Source organism: Paenibacillus salivarius (assembly GCF_051307165.1).
Lineage (GTDB): Bacteria > Bacillota > Bacilli > Paenibacillales > Paenibacillaceae > Fontibacillus.
The window spans coordinates 1,041,292-1,061,234 of the sequence record NZ_CP195592.1 but is presented as its reverse complement, the minus strand read 5'-3'; the positions used below and the strand labels follow the sequence as shown (position 1 = coordinate 1,061,234).

18 protein-coding genes are annotated in these 19,943 nt (G+C 51.3%); 1 reads left to right on the top strand and 17 read right to left on the bottom strand.

The genetic code is table 11. From position 1 onward, the window contains the following. Positions 1–40: 40 nt before the first annotated feature. The 16 genes from ACSFXJ_RS04825 to ACSFXJ_RS04750 all read right to left on the bottom strand — a co-directional run bounded on the left by ACSFXJ_RS04825 (position 41) and on the right by ACSFXJ_RS04750 (position 18,136). Positions 41–2,110, bottom strand: a complete 2,070-nt coding sequence (locus tag ACSFXJ_RS04825; RefSeq protein WP_435924097.1) for a hypothetical protein — start codon at positions 2,108–2,110, stop codon at positions 41–43. Beyond that, the gene (locus ACSFXJ_RS04820; RefSeq protein ID WP_435924096.1) at positions 2,100–3,971 is read right to left on the bottom strand and encodes a pilus assembly protein CpaF; all 1,872 of its coding nucleotides are present in this window, start codon (positions 3,969–3,971) and stop codon (positions 2,100–2,102) included. Before ACSFXJ_RS04820 ends, ACSFXJ_RS04825 begins: the two co-directional genes overlap by 11 nt. Beyond that, entirely contained in the window at positions 3,968–4,813 is an 846-nt protein-coding gene (locus ACSFXJ_RS04815; RefSeq protein WP_435924095.1) for a hypothetical protein, read from the bottom strand. The genes ACSFXJ_RS04820 and ACSFXJ_RS04815 overlap by 4 nt, the downstream gene beginning before the upstream one ends. A gap of 33 nt (positions 4,814–4,846) precedes the next feature. Further along, positions 4,847–5,554: a hypothetical protein gene (locus ACSFXJ_RS04810; protein WP_435924094.1), complete on the bottom strand. Its 708-nt coding sequence runs from the start codon at positions 5,552–5,554 to the stop codon at positions 4,847–4,849. 11 nt (positions 5,555–5,565) lie between these two features. Continuing rightward, on the bottom strand, positions 5,566–6,687 hold the full coding sequence (locus ACSFXJ_RS04805; RefSeq protein ID WP_435924093.1) for an SAF domain-containing protein: 1,122 nt from the start codon (positions 6,685–6,687) through the stop codon (positions 5,566–5,568). Positions 6,688–6,767: 80 nt separating this feature from the next. Next, positions 6,768–7,343 carry a hypothetical protein gene (locus tag ACSFXJ_RS04800; RefSeq protein ID WP_435924092.1) on the bottom strand — a complete coding sequence of 192 codons (576 nt, stop codon included), beginning with the start codon at positions 7,341–7,343 and terminating at the stop codon, positions 6,768–6,770. Further along, positions 7,309–7,539, bottom strand: coding sequence for a hypothetical protein (locus ACSFXJ_RS04795; RefSeq protein ID WP_185177570.1), 231 nt, complete (start codon positions 7,537–7,539; stop codon positions 7,309–7,311). Before ACSFXJ_RS04795 ends, ACSFXJ_RS04800 begins: the two co-directional genes overlap by 35 nt. Before the next feature lie 90 nt (positions 7,540–7,629). Next, entirely contained in the window at positions 7,630–8,577 is a 948-nt protein-coding gene (locus ACSFXJ_RS04790) for a ParB/RepB/Spo0J family partition protein (RefSeq protein ID WP_435924091.1), read from the bottom strand. Further along, positions 8,525–9,352, bottom strand: a complete 828-nt coding sequence (locus tag ACSFXJ_RS04785; protein WP_185177571.1) for a ParA family protein — start codon at positions 9,350–9,352, stop codon at positions 8,525–8,527. The genes ACSFXJ_RS04790 and ACSFXJ_RS04785 overlap by 53 nt, the downstream gene beginning before the upstream one ends. Before the next feature lie 349 nt (positions 9,353–9,701). After that, entirely contained in the window at positions 9,702–11,729 is a 2,028-nt protein-coding gene (locus tag ACSFXJ_RS04780) for a hypothetical protein (RefSeq protein ID WP_435924090.1), read from the bottom strand. Beyond that, complete coding sequence (locus ACSFXJ_RS04775; RefSeq protein WP_185177573.1) at positions 11,713–12,198, bottom strand: hypothetical protein; 486 nt, start codon at positions 12,196–12,198, stop codon at positions 11,713–11,715. Before ACSFXJ_RS04775 ends, ACSFXJ_RS04780 begins: the two co-directional genes overlap by 17 nt. A 4-nt stretch (positions 12,199–12,202) precedes the next feature. Continuing rightward, positions 12,203–13,156: a hypothetical protein gene (locus tag ACSFXJ_RS04770; protein WP_435924089.1), complete on the bottom strand. Its 954-nt coding sequence runs from the start codon at positions 13,154–13,156 to the stop codon at positions 12,203–12,205. A gap of 739 nt (positions 13,157–13,895) precedes the next feature. Further along, the gene (gene rlmD / locus ACSFXJ_RS04765) at positions 13,896–15,431 is read right to left on the bottom strand and encodes a 23S rRNA (uracil(1939)-C(5))-methyltransferase RlmD (protein ID WP_435924088.1); all 1,536 of its coding nucleotides are present in this window, start codon (positions 15,429–15,431) and stop codon (positions 13,896–13,898) included. A gap of 660 nt (positions 15,432–16,091) precedes the next feature. Beyond that, entirely contained in the window at positions 16,092–16,991 is a 900-nt protein-coding gene (locus ACSFXJ_RS04760; protein ID WP_435924087.1) for a diacylglycerol kinase, read from the bottom strand. A gap of 57 nt (positions 16,992–17,048) precedes the next feature. After that, entirely contained in the window at positions 17,049–17,843 is a 795-nt protein-coding gene (locus ACSFXJ_RS04755) for a sirohydrochlorin chelatase (protein WP_435924086.1), read from the bottom strand. 2 nt (positions 17,844–17,845) lie between these two features. Next, positions 17,846–18,136 (bottom strand): YerC/YecD family TrpR-related protein, encoded by a 291-nt coding sequence (locus ACSFXJ_RS04750; RefSeq protein ID WP_435924085.1) that lies wholly within the window; start codon positions 18,134–18,136, stop codon positions 17,846–17,848. Between the two features lie 250 nt (positions 18,137–18,386). On the opposite strand from ACSFXJ_RS04750, the gene ACSFXJ_RS04745 reads away from it, so the two are divergent. Next, entirely contained in the window at positions 18,387–18,905 is a 519-nt protein-coding gene (locus ACSFXJ_RS04745) for a hypothetical protein (protein ID WP_435924084.1), read from the top strand. Positions 18,906–18,921: 16 nt separating this feature from the next. Here ACSFXJ_RS04745 and corA read toward each other — a convergent pair whose 3' ends face one another. Next, on the bottom strand, positions 18,922–19,881 hold the full coding sequence (corA, locus tag ACSFXJ_RS04740; protein ID WP_435924083.1) for a magnesium/cobalt transporter CorA: 960 nt from the start codon (positions 19,879–19,881) through the stop codon (positions 18,922–18,924). Positions 19,882–19,943: the final 62 nt, after the last annotated feature.

The window sequence follows — 19,943 nt, the reverse complement described above, 5'->3', positions numbered from 1 at the left end:
AAAAGCACTTCCCGTTTGGAAAGCGCCGCAACATGTCCGCTTACTGAATGCGCTGAAGCTGTTCGTAGTAAACGGACATCTGGTGCAAGCTGACGATGACGAGCGGAATGACCAGATAGCCGAAAATGAGGGCCATCATCGGCGCAAACCCGATCCATTTTCCCCAGCCTGCCTTTTGCTCGATCAATTGCTCGTACTCCTGTTTGCGCTGCTCCTGCGCGTAAGCCTGTTCCGACTCCAGGTCGTCGAACGCTTCCCGAATCGGCAAACTTTGCGCCGCCAGTTCCAGCTTTTCGACCGTGCGGACGAACGGCACAAACGGCGCATCCTCTTTCAGCTGCGCCAGCGCCTGATCCGCGCCCTGTTCGAAATGGAGCAAGCAGGTTTGCAGCGGCTCCTTGAAAACGCGGGCAAACTGTTCCATCCAGATGAGCAGATGCTCGACCGACATCCGGTCCAGATCCGCCAGCATGGCGATGACGGCTTGCAGCTGATCCACTTCATGCTTCATCTCCATCTGCCGCATGCGCCGCTGGAACATCCGAACGCCGACCGGCATAGCGTAGCCGCCCCATCCCGCGAGAGCGGCGAGGAGCGCTTCCCACCACTTCACATAATGATTGTCCAGCTTCGTGAGCTTGCCCATAATTCGCCGAGCCGCGGCGCGAAGCTGATCGTCTTGATTCGCCGTCGGCGTTTCGCTGCGGAGCAGGGCCGTCACCGTTTCTTCGGTGCGATGCTTCACCTCCTTTACGCGATCGATGATGCGGCGATCGAGCGCCGCCGCCTCGCGCGCCTTGGCTTCCTCCTCCGGCGAAAGTTGGCCGAACAGGATGCCCGGCTTTACCGGCGCATACAGGATTTGATGCCGGCTTGCGGCATGAAGCGCCATAAACATCCCGAGCACAGCCAGAAAAGCCATGCCACCCGCCACGATGCGCTGCACATTGAGCCATTCCAGACGAAGCGGCGATGCGGTGTCTTTAAGCAGCTTGACCATGCGGTCAGCTTCCCGGGAACCGGGGGCGGGACCGAAACGATGCACAAGCCAGCGCATCCAAGGCCATTCGTAAACCCGTTTCTCCCATCTTTTTCGGCCGGTTGGTTTTGGACTCGCGTCCAGTTCCTGAATGTTCCGCAGCAGAACGTAGGACAGCCATACGACCGCCATCAGGCCGATTTTCACGATCCAGCCGGTCGTGCTCGCATAAAAGGCGTCCATGGCCGGAAAGTAATGGCTGGCCCAAGCTTCGATCGGCCGGGTAAACAGCAGCGGCAACAGCGCGATGGCGGTCAGTCCTTGCAACAGGAAACTGAGGCGCTCGCGGCGCAGCAGTTCCAGATTCAGTTCGGTCGCAAGCTTCCCGAGCGCCTTCAAGTACACGGAACCGGTTGCGGTTCGTTTGTCGCCGTATTCCTTCACCAGATGCGACAGCCCGGCCAAGCCCTGCAAATAGCGGTTCGGCGCGCTCTCGATATACTGCGCCAGCCGCTGCTCGGCGTCGCTTGCCGTGAGCACTTCGTATATTTCGTGTCCGTGCAGCGCCATCTCATACGACGCGCCGTCCGCCGTTTCATAAATGGCTTCTTCCACCATGCCGTGACGATGATAATGATGACGCACATCCGAAAAAAAATGCCGTAGTTGCCGAAGCAATCGCGTCTCCAGCCGATGGACCAGATTGTCCGAAAGGATTCCGTGGCCAACCCAAAAGCCGATGCCAATCATGCCGAGCGCGGCCGGGTCGCGCACGCCGATAGCCAGCGGAACAGCCGCCGCGAGCAGCACGCCCCATATGAGGAGCGCCGACTTCATCGTCTCCAGCCGCAGCTTCCATTCGTCGCCAAGCTGGAGAATGGTCATTCGTTTGCGAAGTTGGTGCAAATAAGCGCGTAGAATCGGTACGCGTTCGCATAGGCGATACAACTGCTGCAACACGCTATGCAGCGCTTGCTTCTTGCGGGCTTTGCCCGGTTTGCGCAGCGCTTCATACCGCCGAACGGCCTCCACGTCCGAACCGTGGCGGGATACCCATTGAAATGCCGCCACCATCGCGAGGAACAGCACCGTCGCTGCGCCCAGCAATAGAGACAGCCATTCAAGTTTCATCGCCATCCCCCCAATAAACCGCCAAAAACGCTTCGAACGCCGCCTGGTCCGGCCCGGCGAGGCATGCGGCGATTTCCTTGCGGCTTCGCTCGGACAACGGATGAACAGCGACATAGCGTCCGTCGCGGTATTCGATAACGTTCCGCGCGACGTATAGCGGGCGGTCCGTCGAGCGGCGGAAATATTCCAGCATCGTCTCCATGAACGCCGTCATTTTCTCCTCGGTCGTCGTTTTGTAGCGGAACGTCTCCGGGTAGGCTGTTTCCTGCTCCAACGGGACGCATTCGGTAATTCGTTCGATGTAGCGATGTCCGTCCGCGTCCCGCCTGAGGTGAATGTCGAAGTTGATGACGCTCACGACCTGCTGCTCCGCCACTTTTTCGTTCGTAAACACCCCTGTCTTCAGCAACGAGTTGCGCAGCGAATAGACGAGATCGCGGAACGTTTTGGCATGATGCGTAAACAAGGTGAACAGCGAAGCGACCTGCGCCATCTGCACCATCCAGGCCGCAACCGGGTCGGTCGCCACTTCTCCCAAAATATTGACCGAGCCGTCCGTTTTTTTCTGGATGTCCAGACCGTCCTGCCCGGAGATCGTTTCCGTTTCCCGCAAGCTTAAAATGTTGCGTTCCCGGTATATTTTCCGAAGTTGAAGCTCAAAGCTCATTTCCTGCACCCGGATCGGCAAGATGGCTGGAATGTAGCGCACCATGGCCATCAAGAGCGTCGTTTTGCCGCTGCCCTGCGCGCCGGTAATGGCCGTAATGCGCTCGCCCATGACGAGATATCGGATCAGCCCAATGGGAAGCTCAGCGTTGTCGTCCTGGATCAATTGTTCCAGCGTGGCGTTTTGCACATCGAATTTGCGCACAAAAAAAGCCCACGATTCGCTGAACCGGGGGCGCAGCACGACGACGCGGGAGCCATCGGCCATTTCGTTCACCTTGAAGCCGTTCGCCTCAGACAATTGGCCGGGAAAGTTATGTTTGTACACGTTCTGGCACACGCGTCTCAGTTCTTCCTCCGAGCCGAAGGACAGGAAGCTCAAATGAATAGATTTCCCTTTATAAAACAGCCATACGCTGTCATGCGACCTCGGTACCTCGGAAAGCTGCGCTTGCTCCTCCAGGCTCCATTCGCCTTCCCACATCGAGGGCGGGATGCCGGAGACGCCCCCCGATACGCCGTCGATTTTCATGTCGCGGATTTCGTCGATGACGCTAAACCCTTTGTACTGCTGGTAGATCCGCTGCACAACGATCTGCGTTTTGTCCCCGGCAGACAGCCTGCGCGCTTCCTGCTTGTAAATATCGCGAATTTCGTCGGCGGTAATCCGGTACGACTCAGTCTCTTCGCCTTCCAGGCTCCGTTTGGGGCGGTCCAGCTCATATTTGCGGATCAGTTCGTCCAGCGCTTTCAAACGATGTTGTTTCTTAAACAGAAAGAGCAGGATATCAAACTGATCTTGCGATGTGAGCGCCTGCGGGTCGTCAAACGGCAGTAGGCGATTCAGATTATTGTCGTCCAGATGGTAGCGCTGTTTGAGTAAATCAGCGATTACCTGCTTCACATACGCCTTGTCCCGCAAATCTCCGGACGTGCAGCCCCGCAGCGCTTTTTTCAATTCTGCCCGCTTGTTTTTGCGGCGCCGGTATTCTTCTTCCGACAAGCCGAAGTCGATCAGGTTGCTGCTCGTCATCTCGTGCAGTGCCTCTTTCACAAACGCGGTCATCGCTTCCAGCGTATAGACCGGTTTTTCGTCCGGCTGCTCCGGCAAGCGGCGGCTCATGCGCAAATAGAGCAGGACGCCGATCGCGATAAGGATGCCCGCCAGAAGCAAAGCGTTCAGCGCGAACATCATCGGTCATCGTCCTCCTTCCCGCCGAAAAGAGGCTTGTTCAGTCCGACGTTGTTGATGAGCGCCTGCGCCAATGCCCGCACCTGTTGCATAAAGGGATAGTTTTCATGACCGCGCGGCACCTGTCGGTTGCGAAATAGAAAACGGACGGCTTCTCCTTGTCGGGTCGCATCCAGCCAGCCCGTATTATGGACAATCGGGTACGCAGGCTCCCGCCGAAGAAACTGGCGCTTGATATTCTTAACGGTCAAAGCGGAGCGAGGATCGTATTGTCCGAATACAAGCAAATGCTTCCGGTTGGACTGAAGCTGCGCCTCCATTAGCGGAAAGACCTGCTCCAGCTTGAGCCCGTTTTGCGGCAGACAGACGACCAGCAAATCCGCCTGACGCAGCAACGCCTGTGTCCACGCCGACAGGTTGCCGCTTCCGCCGTCCACCAATACCAGATCGTAAGCGCGCCTTGTCAGTTCCAGAAGGGGCACAAGCCATTCCTGTGCGGCGGAAACAAACGATGCATCCGGCTTGTTCGATCCCGGAAGGATGTCGAGTCGGTCGGCGAGCAGCGGCAGCGTGTAATCCCGCAACCTGTTCGGTTCCAGTTTGCGGTTTTGCAAAAGCCTGAGCAGCGCGTCGATGCCAGCGTCAGACGGGGCGTCCGTTTTATTTATCCAGGATCGCCTCGGGTAAAAGCCGCGTTCAATGGCAGCATATTCGCTTTGCAAATGCCCAAGCAACAAAAGGCGCGAGGAGTATTCCAATCCGAGCAGCGCCGCGGCGGCAATCAGGTTGCTCGTCGTACCGGCCTGTCCCGGTACCGGACTCCAAAACACCACGGTAAAACCCATTGCTTCATCTCCTTTCGTGCAACATTACCGAATTTACGCGCGCCTTCGGGATCGCGCCCATGCCCGCCGGGCGGTTTTGGCATCGCATTCAAACAACTGTTGCAGCATGTCCAGCACGTTCCGGCGATACGTCCCGGACAGCCGCCTGATGTCAATGCGGCCATGATGCTGGTTGTCCAGTTCGACCGACATATCCCGTTCATCCAGCGGAAAGCGGAACACGGTGTCCTCCCAACGTATCGCCTGCTGCGGCAGCAGCGAATCGATATACGACTCGGGTATGGCGATCTGCAGAGTGGGAGCAATCAGTCTGTAAAACGAAAGCGGCTGACCTTCCGCTTCGTGAAGGCACAGCCGCTGCATCAGCTCCGCGTTTTTATGCATGCTGAGCCGGCTCAAATTGCTGCACCAAACCCGCTTGTCGTAGCCCGGCAACTCTAGTCCTTTCACAAATTCGGTGTGATCGGTGTCGAGCAGCATGACATCGTATGCCGCTTCGCCTCCGGCTTGAAGCAGGGAACGTTCCAATTGCGCTGGCGTGATGAGCCCGGTCGCCACATCGATGCCTTCAAACTCCCGCAGCGAATCGCCGAATTCTACTTGCGGCAAATAGCCTTGCATGGACTGGGCAAGGGTGGAATCCACGATCAACACCTTTCGCTCCATCGCCGTGAGCAGCTTGCCCAGCACAAGGAGCAGGTGGCTTTTGTCCGGCGCACCGAAAAACACGACTTTTTTCATGACGGCCTCCTTCACTGATTAAAAATGTGCTCCAATTTATCCACTTTTGCAGGCTCTTCAGACGGCGAAACTGGTGCCGGATCTGTCGAAACAGATGGTGTAGGCTCCACGGACGCTTCCGGCCGATTCTCATTCGTCGTTGTCGGAATGGAAGGGGAGGGCAGCGGCTGCGCAGCTGGCGGTTCTTGGTCGACCGTAGCCGTTGCGCCTGCCGGTGGCGGCGATGGGGTCGCCTCATGCATGGCATTGCCTTGTTGTGTGACAATCCGTTCGTTTTGCAGTTGTTGCTGAACCGTTACGCTGCCGCTCGTTACGCGCAGTTTGTCCGACTCGCTCATCGCCTTCAGATTGTCATCAAGTGTCGTTCGCAGTTGGCGGGCAAGCTCGGTTGTCGCTTTTTCGAGCAGGTTCGGATCATGTTCCATCAAATCGAGCACCTTCGGATTGGCGGGATAATTGACTACCGCCGATTCTTGCAAGCCCGGCTCGATGTAGGGCAGGGCATACAGCCGCGCGCCTTGCAAGTAGGCATCGATGATCGCGCTTGAAGTCCGTAATATATCCAGCTCGTTCATTTCCAGCCAGATGACATTGCCGGACAACTCCCGCGCCTTCTTCTTCGCCAGCAAGACAAAATCCTCGCCAGTCGGGAAGTTGATTCGCACGTCGATGTACTGTCCCTTTTGCAGATTGGAGGGAAGCTGAATGACATGAAACTCCTGCACACGCAAATCCTTCGGGATCGGCGCGCTCTCGTACAGCATGGAAGGCATCAACGGCGTGCCTGGCTGTAATTCGATTTTGGCGCTTTTGCCGATGACCGCATTCTGATCGGTAATCATCCCTTGCGGCACCAGATTCGCAGGCATCGGGACAGACTTGAGGTCTTCCGCCTTCACCGTGTCACCGGCAGGAATGGTGCGCGCCACAGTCCAAACGCTTCTGCGCGATTGTTCCTTTATCGATTTCAGTTCTTCGATTTGTTTTTCATAATGTTCCTTCATTTGCTGCTGTTTCTGCTCTTGCTCTGATTGCTTTATCAGAGAATAAATGGCCGCAGCCACAAGTAAACAAACGCTTACGGCAATCGCGGCGATAATAAGCGTCTTGCGGTGCCGATACGTCCACGACATCGCTCACGTCTCCTTTCAAACCGAGATTGAAGTGCTATCGAATGTCTTTACCGGGCTTCGTCACGGCGCTTCGGCTTTTGCTAGGTTACAGCCTGATGCTGCTCCAGTTTTTCTCGCGCCCATGCTGGCATATGCTCCGGTTTTATCAGACCCATAAAATCCTCCCGATTCCAGCGGGACTCCTCTCCGGAATACAGATTTAACACATAGACGGCGCGACCTCGGGAATAGGCAGAGGTGCCAAAACCGCTTAACGCCAGCACAAGCTGATTGACTGCGGTACGATATTCGGGACGCAGCCGTTCCGGCCGAATGACAACAACCTGGTTGTCTATGCGCATGTCTTCACGAATCGGCTGACATTCTGCCTGAGTAAGGGTAGTTAGGAGCACCATGACGCTTGCCCGTTCATCTTTGAGATCCTCCAGTTCCCATTGCACACGGGAGATGAAGTCATTCATGGCCTCAAGATAATCTGCGCTGGCCGCAATCGCGTAAAATTGCTCGACACCCAAAGAATTGTTTCGGGTGCAGGTACAAACCATATACGGACGTTCGGCATTGGATTCGTCAATGCCAAGCAATACTTCCACCTTCCCAATGGAGATGGCCTGATAAACTTCATAATTGTCCACCATTCGTTTCAATTCTTCCATCGTCCATCCTCTTTTCCTGGATCGTTGCGATCTTCCTTCGTTCTCCGACCCGATTAGATTGACCGGCTTCGCGAGGCTTCTTGTTTCGCGTTTGCGGCTCCTCGGTTTCATCCTCCGAAACTTCAATGCGGTTGAAACCCGGCTTTTCTTGCATCAGGCGTTCATACTGACGACGCCTCCCTTTCGTAAAATACATGTATATCGCCTCCCCAAAAATGGGCATAAAAAAGCTCTCCGACTAAGGGGAGAGTGCTGCCGAACAGGATCGCCCTGTTTCAGATACAGGTTAACGTTCCTGTTCCCGTTGCCGTTTTTTATACCAGCTTTCCAGTAGTTGTACGATCAGGTCTTCCTTTTGCTTTTCGGTGAAGTCCCTCGGAAAGAAACGGTCGATCCGCTCGCGCCGAATGGTCATCTTTTCTTTCTGGTTCGGCTTCTCCTCTGTGAGAATCGAGAAGATGACATCCACGTTAAGCCGCCCGTCCTGACTCAGTTTTTTCATGCGCTGCGCCTGCGCCAGCGAAGGCGTGCAGTCCTCGGACTGCATCGTTTCGTACAGGGCTTTCTGTTCTTCTTCGGCCAAGTATGAAAGTTCTACGGCCGGATTGAAGGCGATCCGTTTATCGTCTACCATTTCGAGAATGGAGGGGGTTAGTTCGGTAAGACGGATATAGCGCTGGATTTGATTGCGACTTTCCCCTGCCTGATCTGCCAAAATTTCAACTGAATATTTGCCTCGTAAATCCTGCCCAACTTGGGTAGAATTTTCTTTACTCGGTCTGCCCGCCTGTCTTTTCATCGCCTCCAACTTCATCTTATAGGCGAATGCTTTCTCGCTTGGCGCAATATTTTCCCGTTGCAGGTTGCTGTCCACCATAATGATCGTCGCCTGATCGTCGTCCAGTTCGCGGACGATGCAGGGCATCGTTTCTCTGCCTGCCAATTCGCTCGCTTTTTTACGACGATGTCCGGCTACCATTTCATAGCCGCCGTCCGCCTTCGGACGAACCAGGCCGGGAACAAGAACGCCGTATTGCTTTACGCTGTCCGCCATTTCCAGCATCGCTTCATCCGCCTTCACCTTAAACGGGTGGCCGGGAAAATCGCTGATTTCAGATAAAGGGATGTCCAACACTTTTTCCCGCTTTTCATCGGCGCGGCTCTCCTCGGTGGAGAATAAATCAGCGACTGTGGTCAGTTTGATGCTGGCGCGCATGTCGTCTTTCGCTGCCAATGCTCTGCACCTCCTTCGTAAAGGCGGCATACGCTTTTGCCGTTTGACCATTGGGGTCATGAGCATAAATGCTTTTTCCCTTGGCGCTCGTTTCCGCCGCGCGAACGGATAAGGGAATTTCGGTGTTGAACACGCGCAGCTTGTCGCCGTAGTCGCGCCGAAGAACAAAGGAAATGTCTTTGGCAAATTTCGTCCGGCTGTCTACCATCGTGAGCAGCACGCCGTCCAAAACCAACTTCGGATTGATCTGCCTGCGCACACGGGCAATCGTCTGCAAAAGTTGGGTCATTCCTTTAGCCGGCAAATAATGCGCCTGTACAGGAATAATCACGCTGTCTGCCGCAGCCAGCGCATTGATGGTCAACATGCCCAAACTCGGCATGCAATCGATCAGCACGTAATCGTAGTCGGCTTTAACGGAATCGATGTACGAACGCAAAATCGTTTCTCTGCTCATCGTATTGACGAGCGATACCTCGACAGCGGACAATTCAATATTGCCTGGCATCAGGTCAACGCCTTCATGGTGATGCAAAATACCTTCCCGCGCTTCATAGGATTCTTCCAGCATCGTCTTCGCCAGCAATGTCGCCAAAGATACCGACAAATTATCCGGTTCGTGGAAACCTAACGAATCCGTCAGATTGCCTTGTGCGTCCGCATCAACCAGTAAAACCTTTTTCCCATCGGCTGCCAAACCGATCCCCAGATTGACCGCCGTTGTGGTCTTGCCCACGCCGCCTTTCTGATTGGCGAGGGCGATCACCTTGGTCATCTTACACTTCTCCTTTCATGCAAAAAGCCGATTGTACTGAACATTCAAGTTCAGACAATCGGCTTTTTGAAAAGTAGTTATATATAAAAAGAGAGCGCCCCCGACAGTGGAAGACGTTCTCTTGGATATTCCTTAATTAATACAACACCGAAGCTCAATAAGAATATCACCAAAGGCCTGAGGTACAGCGAACCCTTTTGTGGGCAAATAACCTCTTTCCAGTAATAAAGTCAATATCAATCTTGGAAATTGAAAATAACACTTTGTTATTCTGCCACTATACATTAAGCACACGATAGAGCCGTGGACTTGGATTGGTCACTCACGTTATTCTCGGAGAAGCTGGTTCCTACAGACTTTTGTCGATTTTTTGGAATGCTTTATTAGGTACCATAATTAATTTATATTTCCCTTCTGGAAGTTCACTAACCACTCTGCGAGTATCACTATCCTTTACGGTAATTCCAATAATTACTTGATTTTTATTGAAGTCATTAATAATTCTAGTGAGGAATTCTTCCATGTCATTTACGACGATACTGTGTTGTGCTGGCTCGTCAAAAATTAGTATTCCAGGATGATTCCCTGAATCTTTCGAAGAAACCTGTAGTAGCGCCAAAGTAAAAGCCCAAATTGCTCTAATGTTATCACTTGCCGATGAATCGAACTTCATATCGAACCCTTCTATTGCCGGCAAATAATTTTCCTTCGAGACTTCCACCTGGTTTAAATTTGAAACACTTTTGTATCCAAATTTTCTTATATTATCAACAAAGTATTCTTGTAAATGATTGAGTTTAATCTGATCCTTCTGAGAATACTTATTCTCAGGCAATGCGGCTTTCTTCTCAAGATAATCCTTCCATCTATCTGATAAAATTTCAAGGGTAACTTTATGATTTGAATAGAAATCCAATAATTTATTTAAATTACTTATTTCGGATTCAATACTTAAACGTTTATAGACAATCGCTTCTGAATAGCTATCATTTGTCTGGTATAAATCACTACGTAACGATTTAGCCAAACTCCGAAGTTTAAATAGATTCCCTTCCAAAAGATTAATGCTGCTTTGAAATTGCTCACTATTGCTTTTATGACTTAACATCGCAAACTCAAGCATGTCCTTCTGAGCATTTAAATGTCTTATGTTATCGTCGATACTCATAATCGGCATGTGATTCGGAAGCGGAAGTAATGTGTCTGCAATGTCTTGATGGCAAGTAGGACAAATATCTTTAGAAGTATAGAGGTCGAGCCCTGATCCGAGATTTCGAAGACGTGCAGCATCCTTATTGTTATTAATGTCCGTTTTGATGATCTCGAGATTATTTTGTAATCGCCTAATACTAATATGTTCGGAATCTAAAAGATCTCTTAGTTTAGTTATATCCCTTTCATATTCACGTATTGTTACCTCGGTTTCGTTAAGTTCGATCTGAAGCTCTTCAAAGTTATCGATTATTCTAGGTTTCAGTGCCTGCAGATCATTGTACTTTTCAGTTAAGTCATTTATGTATTCATCAATGTGTACGCCACCCTTTTGAATTGTAATCTTTGAATAATCTAAGTCAGTTAATATTTTTGGGGAAAGCGGTAGCCCTGTAATGCTGCAGGCTTCCTTTTCTACTAACAGCGTGATGTCCCTTACAACTGTAGTCCACTCTTTTTTAATATTATCTTCTTCAGAACGTAATTGATCTTTTTTTCTTTCATTATCCAGCGTATCCAAGTTTAAAATGAATTCTATCACGCGCTTCTTTGATTCTTTAATCCCAAGTATAGGCATTCCGGCTAAAATATCTGCCCAACCATGCTTTTGTTCTATAAACATCCCAGAAAATATCAATTGAAGATACAATTTCCTGACAGCATCATCTGAAGCAGGTACAAGAGGTAATTCAAAGTGTAAGAACGTTTCCAAAAAATTGTGAAAGCCCTTCTTATTATTTGCAGCGTTAGGCATATGCACATACATATCTTCCATCAGCGTATCTTGCCGGTGAATGTTTTCCATGTCTGAGTAGTAGACACTAATCAATCGATTATCCCTATTTTCCATCTTAGCTGCTCTGAAAATGGTAATAACTTCAATACCATTGGTTATTTCCAAATATGCCCCTGATTCAAGTACAGTCCAAACATTCTCCCCTTCTTCAATAATTGATTTAAAAGCTGCGGTAAGTACCTTCTCACCGCGTCCACCAATAATCTCCTCAAATCCTAAGCAATAATAAATCATTGCAATTATCGAGCTTTTACCACGGGTATTATCATCGCTCGCAATTAGGTTCAATCCCGACTGAAACGTTTCGTCAAATCCAAAAACCTTTTCTTTTGTCTTTATTTCTATTCTTAATCTATTTATTTTCAACATCGGTGTACCTCCAGAATGTTGTTAGCTCCTTGATTTTTTCTTCGGTTAGTTTATTAGACAGCAAAAATAAATACTTCTTCTCAGAGCTTAGAAGGCTTGGATCCTTCATAATTACCTTAATGAATTCCTTTCCCTTTTTTGCAAGGCGAAACAAACCATTCTTCTGTTGATTAAATAACCCCTCAGCAATTGCATACTTCACTGCACGGTTTACTGCTGGATCAAACCTTACGACCGTATAATTATTTGAGCCGTTATTCACAAAGTCCCACAACTTTTCCCTATCGCTAATCGTACTTAATGCATTTGCAATCATCTGCAATTTCATTAATGAGCATCCACCACGTGCATTTAATTCCAAAATAAGACTAAGCTGTGCGATCTTATAGCTAATACGGTAATTAAACGGCACAGCATCAGGTTTAGCGTCAAATATAATCTCATCAGTAAGTACATAGTTTCTGTCCACATCTTCACCTACCCTTGAATTGCATGGAACAGTCTGCTAACCAACCACTTATTAAGTCCAATTTTAATTCCATAATTGAGGCTGCATTGAGATATTTAAATTGTTGTTCTAGCTTATTTTGAAAATCATTTAGTATTTCATTGAATACTTTTGAATTCATTGAACTGTCTGAATTCATTCTGGTTATCATTTTTACTTGTTTCTTATACGACTGCTCTAGCATATGTATATCTTCGAAAACTTCCGGATAGCCCTCTCGAAGGATTCTGAGAATCTCTAGTCCGTTAATATACGCTTCGATATACATATTGACTAAGTCATTAAAGTCCTCATCCGACTCATCAACGTCCCCCAATACAGCCTTTACCTTTCGTTTAATGTTTGCAGCCTTTTCCGAATCACACTTGGACCAATCTGGCTTACCCACATGAAATATAGCAAAATTTAGTTTAACGTCGGTGATTGTAGTTCTAATAATCCGAGAAATCTCGACCTTAAAATCCTCGGCTGTCTTGATTATGATTGCAAAACCATCATCAATATAGTCATAGGCCTTGGGATTGTTTTTCTTTAGAGCAAGTACTTCTTTCCTCTTCGTCTCCGCATGTGCCACTATCCTAGAATCTTTAAATCTCGGAACAACAAAATGCCACTCCTTAATATTTAGTACCCCTAATTCCTTTAAGCGCGTTGCATACTGCAAAGAGACTAGTTTTTTAATATCTTTTGTCATTTTGTCTCTCAAATGATTATGCAGTTCATCATCTGAATACTCCCGTTCCGGACAATAACATTGATAAACTCTTCCCGTTCGAGTGAATCCCTCAATCCCTCCGTCTCCACCATGAACAGCCGGTATTTCGGTAAAATGTTCATCGTGGTATTTCATCCTGAAACATGATTTGCAAAGTTCTTCCCAAGCGTCACCCGTCAGATAGCTATCTATGAATTCTAGCATCAAGGCACCTCACCAAAAATTGAAATAGAAATCGAACTGCTCAAATCGGAATGGTTTTGTAGAGCACATATGTCCACCATAAAAGTCATGGAAGACGAGCTATATTTAACTTTAGCCAAATGAAATGGCGCATAAATTTTTAGGATTACGACTTCCTCGCTACCGAAAAACATACGATCGTCAACCCTAAGGGATTCAATACGAATAAAATTTCCTCCTCCCTTTAATGCATATCGGGAAAACGAACGTTGAGGTCAGCCTGCCATTAGGAAATTTTTACTTAGACTTATTTCCTATTTTAATTGCTAATGTTACTAAACGAAACCGAAAAATTGACAAAAAAGTTCTTGAATTGCATGTTCTTGTCCCTACATACTTTTGTCCATGCAAGTTCTTTCTCCCAAACCTCATTACTTCAGCCTACCGGCATGTTGTAACTCGACTGTTTGCTTGGATATCCTGCTAGATCGCAACGTACTAACGCTTCGCCAGATTATAAAAAAGAAAACACCGCAATAAAGGGTGTTCTCTTGTATATTCATATGTTGCAGCTACTCCATTTTCGAAGCTGATCCGTTAACTTATTCCTATGAATTCAACATATCTACGCACCCGACATCCAAATCCAGGTCCAAAACGACGGAAACCTCAATTTTATCTTTGAGCACCTTATTTTTGAAGTCGCTGCCGTCTGCCGTGAAAGTCATAAAACGCACAAAGTGTTGAAAATAAAGGATTTCTACGTATCGATTCGTTGCATTCCTATTACGCACTCCACATGCACCGTATGCGGAAACATATCCACCGGCTGCACCTCCACCGTCCGGTATCCGCCATCCTCCAGGATGCGCAGGTCCCGCGCCAGGGTGGACGGGTTGCAGCTCACGTACACCACCCGTTCCGGCTTCATTTCCAGGATCGTCTCCAGCAGGCGCGGGTCGCAGCCTTTGCGGGGCGGGTCGACGACGATGACGTCGGCTTCGATACCCTGCTCTTTCCAGCGGGGGATGACGTCTTCCGAAGCCCCCACTTCAAACTCCACGTGCTTCATGCCGTTGAGTTCGGCGTTGGCGCGGGCGTCTTCGATCGCCTCTTTGACGATTTCCACGCCGTAAACCCGTTCGGCATGCTGAGCGAGGAACAGCGAGATGGTGCCGATGCCGCAGTAGGCGTCGATGACGGTCTCGCGGCCCGTAAGGCCTGCGTACTCCACCGTTTTTCCATACAGAACCTCGGTCTGAACCGGATTGACCTGGTAAAAAGAACGCGCCGAGATGGCAAACTGCACGTCGCCTATATAGTCATAGATCACGTCGCGTCCCCAAAGGACACGGGTTTCGTCTCCGAAGATAACATTCGTCTGCTTCGTGTTGACGTTCTGGCAGATGCTGACCACATGCGGGATTTGCTCCCGGATCAAGCCGACCCAAGCGTCGGCATGCGGGATGTCCCGCCCGTTCGTCACGAGCACCAGCATCATCTCGCCCGTGCGGAACGCCTTTTTCACGACGACATGGCGGAGCAGTCCACGCCCGGTCTCTTCGTCATAGGCGGTGACGCCAAGCTGGCGGCCGATCGCCTTGACGTGCGCGACGACATCGTCGTTATGCTCGTGCTGGATCAAGCACGTTTCCATATCGACGATGCGATGGCTGCCGCGGGCGTAAAAGCCGCCGACGAGCGCGCCGTCCGTGACGCCGACGGGCACCTGCGCCTTGTTGCGGTAGCGCCAAGGCTCGGCCATGCCCAGCGTCGGCAGCACGGCGATGCCGGGCTCTCCGGCCGCGGCATCGAGCTCGGCCTCGGCCGCAGCGCCGGCCGAACCGCCCGCGACGCGCAGCTTGCCGATGCGCTCCAGCGCGTCCACGACGTGCTGGCGCTTCCAGGCGAGCTGCCCGGCGTAGCTCCAATGCTGCAGTTGGCAGCCGCCGCATTGGTCGTAGATCGGACACGGCGCCGCGACGCGGTCCGGGCTCGCCTCCAGCACGTCCAGCAGCTTGGCGTAGCCGTACTGTTTTTTCGTCTTCAGCACTTTGACCCGGACCTTTTCCCCGGGCAGTGCCCCTTGCACGAACAACGTGTAGCCTTCCGCCCGGCCCACGCCTTCGCCGTCATGATTCATCCCGATGATGTCGATCACGGCTTCATCGTTTTTGGCGACCGGCAATCCGGCGATATCGATCTCCTTCGAGGCCTTAGCCTGTCCGCGCCCGGCCCGGCCCTCTTGATGTCTATGGCGCCCGGCTTTCGGCGGTTTTCCCTGCTGTTTTTTCATGCCATATTTCCTCATTTCCACTTCGTTCTTTCGCACAAAACCCCCGCCGGCTCGGCAGGGGAACTCATCGAACTGACTCTATATCCAAATTGTCGGCGAACCGCATTCGTTTTAAGCTCAAATTCACGCTTTTCTCTAATGCTTCATTGGAAAAAATCCAACGATTCCCGTAGATTTCACAGTATGATCAACCCTTGATTGGAAAAAGTCCAACCAAAACCTCCTCCAAGAGCAACTGACGGTCAATTCCCGCCAATTTCATTGGATATTTTCCAACGAAGCTACGACAATCGCACCGAAATCAGGGAGATGATTGGATTTTTTCCAATCAAGCCGTGCGCGCGATCCATCCCGAAAACAGTTGCTTCTTTACTTTGACCTCAGAACCAGACCGCATCCACTTCTCCGAAAGATCCAGTTTTGAGCCACGAACATCATGGCAGCGGTAAAAATGATAAAGGTTACTTTTACTCCGGCAAGTGGGCCTCACTTGAGCACATATTCTGCATGCCGGAGCCAGCCGACCCGTTTCCGTCAACAAGGACCTGGAACCGCGCCGTTGCCGGGAAGTTCCGGGAGGGCCCGGTTTGGCTTAGTGTGTGACTGCCTCTTGGGAAATGCCAGCTAGACACCAGTCAGCCGCCCCCTGCATACTCTCCATCAAGCAAATATTTGCAAATGCGACGGCAAAATCTCGAACACGCCAGGCAGCTCGCCCCCGAGCTCGCCGTCGAGATTGAGCAGAACGTTGTCCGGGGACGTGACTTCCATCCGCTGCGTCTTGAAATAGATGACGTGCGGGTCGTTGAAATGGTCGCCGCGCAGCGCCATCGTCACCAGGCGGATGAATTCCGCGAGGTTGCACTTCTTGACGGCGATCACGTCCAGCATGCCGTCATCGATTTGCGCTCCCGGCGCCAGCTTCTCGAAGCCGCCCACAGAGTTGCTGTTCGCGATGAGGAACATCATGAATTCGCCTTCGAGCGTATCATGGCCTTCGGCGTTGATGATGAGCTGCGTCGGCGAAAGGCTGGCCATCTTCTCGATGCCCTTCATGTAATAAGCCAACTGGCCGATCAGCGTCTTCAACCGGCTCGGCACCTCATAGGTTAGCTCGGTTAACGAGCCTCCGCCGGCGATATTGATGAAATGGCGTCCGTTCGCCTTGCCGATATCGATCGGGCGCGTTTTGTTTTCGATCACCAGGTCGCAATAATCCTCCCAGCGCTTCGGAATCTTCATCGCGCGGGCAAAATCGTTGGTCGTCCCCAGCGGAAAAATGCCCAGCGGAGGCAAGTTCTCCTTGCCGACCGTCAACGCGGCCCCCGCCATGCCGTTCACGACTTCATTCAGCGTCCCGTCACCGCCCGCGGCAATGATGATGTCGTATCCGCGCTCGCAGCACTCCGCCGCTTCGCGCGTGGCATCGCCTTCCCCCGCCGTCGCGTGGCAGGACGTTTCAATCCCGGCCCGATCCAGCCGATCCAGCACGTCGGGCAACAAACGCCTCATTTCTTCCCGACCGGAAGTAGGATTATATATCAGCCTAGCTCTCTTCATTCCTTAAACGCCACCCGTTATCTTTTATATGATGAATGTATCGCTGTTCTTTTATCGCTATTTATTCAGTATCTCCATTATATTCAATATTTGCCCCGACATCCAGCGAGCCAAAAGCGGATGAGGCAGAAGCGCGTCGCCCGAATACCTGTAGGTCAAGCCTTCCAGCCGTGAAGGGATCGCGTTCTTCGTGAAGTATCCCGCGCTTAGGAACAAAGGCGCGACGAGAACATCAAGCCCGCGTGCTTCGCTCCAGAGGCTGACCTTCTCCCGGACACTGTCCGGATTGAGCAGCGCATAGTCGGCATGGGCCAACCCGCTAAGCTTACCGGTCCGTTCGGCCAAGGAGGAAATCCCCCGCTCCCACCGCTGGCGAAATCCGTCGTGCACGCTGCCATGCCCCACCAGAAGCAGCACTTCCCGCTCCGGCCGCAAGGACAGTTCCTTGACCTTGTCCCAGATCATTTGCGCGATGACCGGGTCGTCGTCGATCGGATCGCCAAAAAACACGCGTGCGGAAAGGCGGAAACGCGTAAGATCGGTTTCATTTTCCGGCGTGCTCTTAACGCCAAGGGCATATGCGATTTCGTCGATATGGGTGCTGCCCGAAGACACGAACAAGGGAATGACGATCAAATCCGTCACTCCCTTTTCTTCAAGCCGGTCGATTCCGTCCTGAATAAGCCGGCCTTCCACGATTTCGAGAAAGGCGGCTTCCACAGGCAATTCTACTGGCAGATCGGCCGCCGCCATAGCGACGGCTTCATCCACCAAAGCGACCCAATGAGGATCCGGAGAACCATGACTGATCACCAGCACCCCGGTTTGGGTACGCCCATCGAGCCGATTCATGATTAACGCCCCAGACGCTCAAGCGTCATTTTATATCCGTCATTGCCGTAATTCAGGCAGCGTTTTACCCGGGAAATCGTAGCCGTGCTGGCACCCGTTTCCGCTTCGATCTGATTGTACGTATTACCCTTTCCAAGCATTCTCGCAACTTCGAGACGCTGGGAAAGCGATTGGATTTCGTTGACCGTGCACAAATCGTCAAAAAAGATATAACATTCCTCGATGTCTTTAAGGGTAAGAATGGCTTCGAATAATTGATCAATCGTTTTATCGTTCAACTTCTTAAGTTGCACTGGAATATCATCCCCTACCGTTACTGTGAACCACAATCCCATTGTACCCGAGCAGAGCACCCCTTTTCAAGCATTAACGATTTCACGCATTACAGAAAGAACGCCCAAAATCCGGCGGTTGCCTACCACAACCGGGACATTCGTCTATACACCCGGTCAATCGACTACATACAGTATTGTATACAAACGCCTAAAAGCGGTAGTTCAAAAAGTCATCTTTTGATCAAAATAAGAAAAGGAAAGTGATACGATGCCACATTATCAATCGCCACACCGGAGCGCGACGCCGCCTTCTTATCCCACCACGGATTATTATCCCGGGCTGAACCCTTATGAAGTCCTGGATTTGGCTCCGCTCAAGGCCGAGGCTTCCGCATTCGCTCCATTCGCCCAGGGAGGCAGTTCCTTATCTCTGCCCGCAGCGGCGGCTACGGAAACCACGACAGCGGCGGCAACCAGCGGATCCGGGTTTTCGCTCGCCAATCTCGGAGGCATGATCGAAAAGTTTGGCGGGATCGAGGGCATTCTGTCCACCATGGGCAAAGTGCAAAAGGTCATGCAGACGGTCCAGCAGTTTGCCCCGATGGCCAAAATGATCGCCGGCTTGATTCCCGGAAAAAAAGGAGCTAAGCTGCTGGGAGGAAATTCCGGCGGAGCCTTGGACGAATACAGGCCGCGCCGCAGACGCGGCAAAAAAAGCCGCAAGGGTACTTCCAAATCGGGATCCGGTTCCCGGGGCCGCAAAAAGACCGGCAAACGCCGCCGCTGATTTCAGCGGCGGCGTCTTATTTAAACCAGCCCCGTCTCAAAAAAGCAAGGATCATCCAAACCGAAAGCACGCCCATGAATCCCAAAACCGCAAAATAGCCGTATCTCCACTGCAGCTCCGGCATATAGGCAAAATTCATGCCGTAAATTCCGGCAATAAGCGTTAACGGCATAAAAACGGTGGTGATGACCGTCAATGTTTTCATGATCCCGTTCATCCGGTTGGAATTCAACGATATATATGAATCGCGAAGATCGGCCGTCATTTCCCGGTCCGTCTCGATCATTTCGCTCAGCTTAAGCAGATGGTCATGGATATCCGCAAAATAAGCCCGAGGTTCCCGATCCAGCTGCACATGCTGGGAATTCAGAATCCGGTACATCAAATCCCGCATCGGGACGATCGTCCGCCGAAGCTTCAGCAGCCGGCTCCGCAAATCGAACACCTGGTTCATCAGCTGCTCGACGGATTCCCTTCCTCCTTGCTTTTCCAGCTCGTCAAGCTCGTCTTCCACGGCATACACGCAGGGAAAATATTGATCCACCAGCGAATCGATGACCAAATAAGCCGCCGCAAACGGGCTTCGTGCCCAAGCTTTCCGCTTTTGCGACCGGTTTAGCACCTGGTCCCATGCCTCATCGAATCCCTTCGTGCTTTGATGGTGGAAGGACACCAGGAAATGGTCCCCGATAAACAAATTGACCTCCGTCGTCCCGAGCGTATCCGGATCCAGCGCATGCAGCACAAGGAACTGATAATCCTCATAGTAATCGATCTTCGGGCGCTGCAGCACGTGCAGACAATCCTCGATCGCCAGCGGATGGAATTCGAAAAACGTGTCCAGCGTCTCCGCTTCCTCCGGCGTCGGTTCATTATAGTCCACCCAGCTCCATGCGTATTTAGAATCCTTGACCGCTTCGAGCGGTATTCCTGGTTCCACCTGGTGATCATGCGTAATGCCCATGATTCGCAGCAAGCCGATCCCTCCTGTTTCCGGCATGGAATATGAATAAAAGCCAACCTGGACGGATTGGCTTT